Source organism: Cupriavidus phytohabitans (assembly GCF_000426345.1).
In the GTDB taxonomy this organism is placed as follows: Bacteria; Pseudomonadota; Gammaproteobacteria; order Burkholderiales; family Burkholderiaceae; genus Cupriavidus.
In genome coordinates, this window is the sequence record NZ_AUFE01000171.1 from 1 (window position 1) to 3801 (window position 3801).

Below are 3801 nucleotides of genomic sequence, written 5' to 3' on the forward strand. Positions count from 1 at the left end.
CGGCCTGCACAAAAGGGCCGGACATAAGCGTGCTGCCTTCACCTGTCGACCACCATGTCAATCGGCTTGCAATCCGGGAGGCGTCCACATAAGCAGCGATCGCGCCCTCGCACATCCCTCAGGTGGGGGGGGGACTCCAACAACGGCGTCCGTAGCTGCGACGGTAAATGTGCCAACACGCCGGGCGATTCCGGTCCAGTGCCAGTCCTTGCTGGGCGAGCGTTCGCAGGCTGCGAAATAGATATGTCACCAGCAAGCTGTTGCAGTCGGGCCACGTTCCTGCCGGGCCCCGACCGAAGGCAGAGATCGGCCAGTCGGAGACGGTCGAATAGCCGCTTGACGCCCGTCGTCGTAAGCTCCCTCGGCACATCGGCCCAAACATCCGCACTTTCTAGGGTCGTCGATCCCGGCAACCCCTCGTACCGAAGCCGACCGTTAAACGGTCGCAGGAAAAGGGAACCGGCGGGGGCGCGTATGCTGTACCCCATTTGACGCACGAGGAGCTTGCCATGAAGACGAAAGACCTACTGGCGGACGAGCGTGCCACTGACAAGGCGCTGGCGCGACCGTTGCCCCTCGAACTTGCCCGACCGGAATGGGATGACGTCGGGGTGGCTGACTTCGTCGTCTTCACGGAGCCGCCGAAGGCGCCCGGGATACGCGCGGTGCTCCAGCACCTGCGCAAGGGTGTGAAGGACGCGAAGAAGCTGGACAAGGGCTCGGAGCGCTACAGCACCCTCGAAGGCTTCGGCCTCCATCGGGAGAACGGCACGAAGCCCCCGACGATGTTCGTGGAAGACGGGATTCAGTTTCAGAGCATCCAATATCGCCTGATCGCCTGCACACACGACCTGACGCCCATTGGCTACTGCACCTTCGACCTAACGCTGAGCCATGGAAGCGGCCGCGCGTTGGAAGTCAATGATGTCTGGGCGGAGCCCGCCTGGCGCGAGCAAGGCATTGGGTCAGCCTTCGCGCAGATTGTGGCACGGATCGCCGCGACCACATTGGAAGAGGTGGATTTCCGGTTGGCGGGGGGACTCAGGCATATCAGGTCGATCCCAGTCCTTATCGAAGCAGATGTGTACTCGGAATCCGGTGAAGATTTCCTGTTTTCCGTCGGCCGCGCCCTAGAGTACGCAGCCGATGACGTGATGTGGATGTCGTATGCCGGCTTGGATATTGAGGTGGAGCCACGCTGGTGAGTCCACCGGACGCGCGTAGCGTCACTCGACGTTTGCCCAGGGCCTCTCGGACCCTGTCATGGCGCTCGACCAGCGCCCGCACGAAGGCCGGGCAGACGATTCCGACCGCGTCGCTCGCGTCGCGTTCCAGCTTCTTGATGGCGGCATCGGCACCCAACTGCGCGTCCGCGATCACGTCTTCCAGCAGTTTCGCCTCTTCGATATCGGCTTCGGTCGGCTTGGATTCATCCCGCGGGTAGATCACCCCCAAGAAGCGGGGGCTAGGAACGATTCCCGTGGCAGGCAATGCCGCATCTGGCGTAGGCGAGCCGATTGGTATATCCTTTCGCCTACTTCAGCGTCCCTGACGCATCGACCTCGCACCACCCGGTGCACAGCTTTTTGCAGTAACGTGGCTTCCCGCTCTGCCGGGCCGCCATGCCTCTCTTTTCTTATCCCATCGGGAACCACGTTCCCGGTGCGGCTACGGGTTCCCATTCGTCTCGGAGAACCCACAAATGCAAATCAGCAACACAACTATCCCGCTGCGCAAGATCCGTCGTCGCGCCAATCCCCGAACCTACCGGAATCCTGGCGAATTCGCGGAACTACGTGCCTCCGTTAAGCTGCACGGCGTCATACAGCCCATTCTTGTGCGACCCATCCCCCCCGATGGCGACTACGAGTATGAGGAAGTCGCCGGAGAAGGCCGTTATCTTGCCGCCTGGGAAGAGCATGGGCCGGATTATCCGATGCCCATCTTCATCAAGGACATCGATGACGACACAGCCGATACGCTTGCCGGTGTCGAGAATGTTCATCGCGCCGACATGCCGCCTGCAGATGAAGCAGTTTGGGCAGCCAATCTCGTTGGTCGCGTGAAAGGCGACCGAGATGAAGCCGCACGGATTCTCGGCTGGTCGCGAAGCAAGCTGGACAAGCGCCTGGCGCTCATGAACTGCAGCTCGCTCGTTCGGGAGGCTTTGACCTACGAGAAGATCCAGCTTGGCCACGCCGAACTGCTCGCCACGCTCGCCAAGGACAAGCAGGACAAGCTCCTGCCGGTCATCATCAGCGAGAAGAAGTCGGTGTCGGAATTGAAGAAGACCATCGAGGCGGCCGCGTGCAGCCTGGAAGGGGCAATCTTCGACAAGACCGACTGTGCCGCATGCCCGCACAATTCGTCGTTGCAGACGGAGATGTTCGGCGAGGCGATTGCCACGGGCAACTGCACTAACCGGGCCTGCTACACCGAGAAGACCGACCGCAAGCTCGATGGCATTGCGTACAGTCTCAAGGAGGAGTACCCGATCGTGCGTGTCATCCGCGCCGGCGACAACCATACCCGCATTCAGCTGAAGGTGGATGGTCCGACCGGCGTCGGCGAGGAACAGGCCAAGGCCTGCCACGCCTGCCAGAATTTCGGCGCCGCGGTGAGCGGGCTGCCGGATTCCATGGGCAAGGTCTATAGCGGTCAGTGCTTTGATACGGCGTGCAACCAGAAGAAGGTGGCCGACCGGATCAAGGCCGAACGTGATGCCGCCGCGGCGCCGGCTGCAAAGCGGTCCGCCGGCAAGCCGGCCGCGGCAACGAAGGGCGACAAGTCCTCCGCCGCTGCGGACAAGCCGGTCACGTCGATCAGCGAGTCGGAGAAGGTGAAGCAGTACCGCACCGAGCTCTGGCGTAAGGCGCTGCGCAAGGAAGTCGCGCAGAACGCTGAGCAGGCCAATGCCTATCTGCTGGCCATCGCCCTGAACGGCTTGTCGCGCAATATTGGCGGCGACGTGATGGGCAAATTCTTCGAGAAGCTGACTGAGCAAAAGGTGTCTTCGACCCTCCAAGGTTGCTTGACGGCAGCGCATACCCTCGACGAAGGCCGGCGTCAGCAACTGACGATCGGTCTGACGGTTGCGGCCATCGACGGCATGGAGGTGAGCAACCTCCGGGAACTGTGCCGGTATCACAAGCTCGACCTGCGCAATCACTGGAACCTGCAGAAGTCGCAGGACTTCCTGGAGATGCTGACCAAGTCCGAGATGAAGGTGCTGGCAGACGAACTCGGCGTCCGCAAGGCGCTCGGAGACAACTTCGCCAAGCTTTTCAACAAGTCCAAGCCGGAGGTTATCGCCGGCCTGCTGGCGGTGAAGGACTTTGACTACACCGGCAAGGTGCCGAAGGTCTTGAACTACTAGTCTTTCATCCCCATCGGAGGGCGCCAACGGCGCCCTCTGTCTTTTCCCCTTCCCACAGAAAACTTCACCTATGTTCACTGAACTTGCACCCCTGGTGCGCGCGACCGACAAGGTCGTCCTTACCCTCTCCATGTTTGGCGACGCCATGACCGGGTTGTCATGCCCGTCATCAAGAACGCTGCCGACGCAGCCCTGACGACGCCCCTGTCGCTCACCGCGACGCCGGCGGAGCTCGATGCGGAGTTCGCCGCGACCGTGACGGCCGTGACGGCTTCGCACCGCTCGCTGGCGGAGCAGGCCGAAGCCACCAAATCCATCCTGGATGCGGCCAAGTCTACTCAGTCCGGCCTGCAGAATGTTGAAGGGTAAGGCGCAGCAAGGCGTCGGAAGAATTGTGCTGCGTGCAGAACTCCCAGATCGAATAG

At 61.7% G+C, this 3801-nt stretch carries 3 protein-coding genes; all 3 read left to right on the forward strand.

The window, feature by feature from the left end; all coding sequences use genetic code 11:
* Positions 1 to 509: 509 nt before the first annotated feature.
* The 3 genes from K309_RS0134165 (at position 510) to K309_RS38775 (ending at position 3745) form a co-directional block, all read left to right on the forward strand.
* Positions 510 to 1205: a hypothetical protein gene (locus tag K309_RS0134165; protein WP_029050385.1), complete on the forward strand. Its 696-nt coding sequence runs from the start codon at positions 510 to 512 to the stop codon at positions 1203 to 1205.
* Positions 1206 to 1702: 497 nt separating this feature from the next.
* Positions 1703 to 3376: a PRTRC system ParB family protein gene (locus K309_RS0134170; protein WP_029050386.1), complete on the forward strand. Its 1674-nt coding sequence runs from the start codon at positions 1703 to 1705 to the stop codon at positions 3374 to 3376.
* 159 nt (positions 3377 to 3535) lie between these two features.
* Positions 3536 to 3745 carry a PRTRC system protein E gene (locus tag K309_RS38775; RefSeq protein WP_232232637.1) on the forward strand — a complete coding sequence of 70 codons (210 nt, stop codon included), beginning with the start codon at positions 3536 to 3538 and terminating at the stop codon, positions 3743 to 3745.
* Positions 3746 to 3801 lie beyond the last annotated feature (56 nt).

Coding starts and splice junctions, on each gene's coding strand:
- K309_RS0134170 (WP_029050386.1), top strand. CDS start 1,703: ATGCAAATCAGCAACACAACTATCCCGCTGCGCAAGATCCGTCGTCGC.
- K309_RS38775 (WP_232232637.1), top strand. CDS start 3,536: ATGCCCGTCATCAAGAACGCTGCCGACGCAGCCCTGACGACGCCCCTG.
- K309_RS0134165 (WP_029050385.1), top strand. CDS start 510: ATGAAGACGAAAGACCTACTGGCGGACGAGCGTGCCACTGACAAGGCG.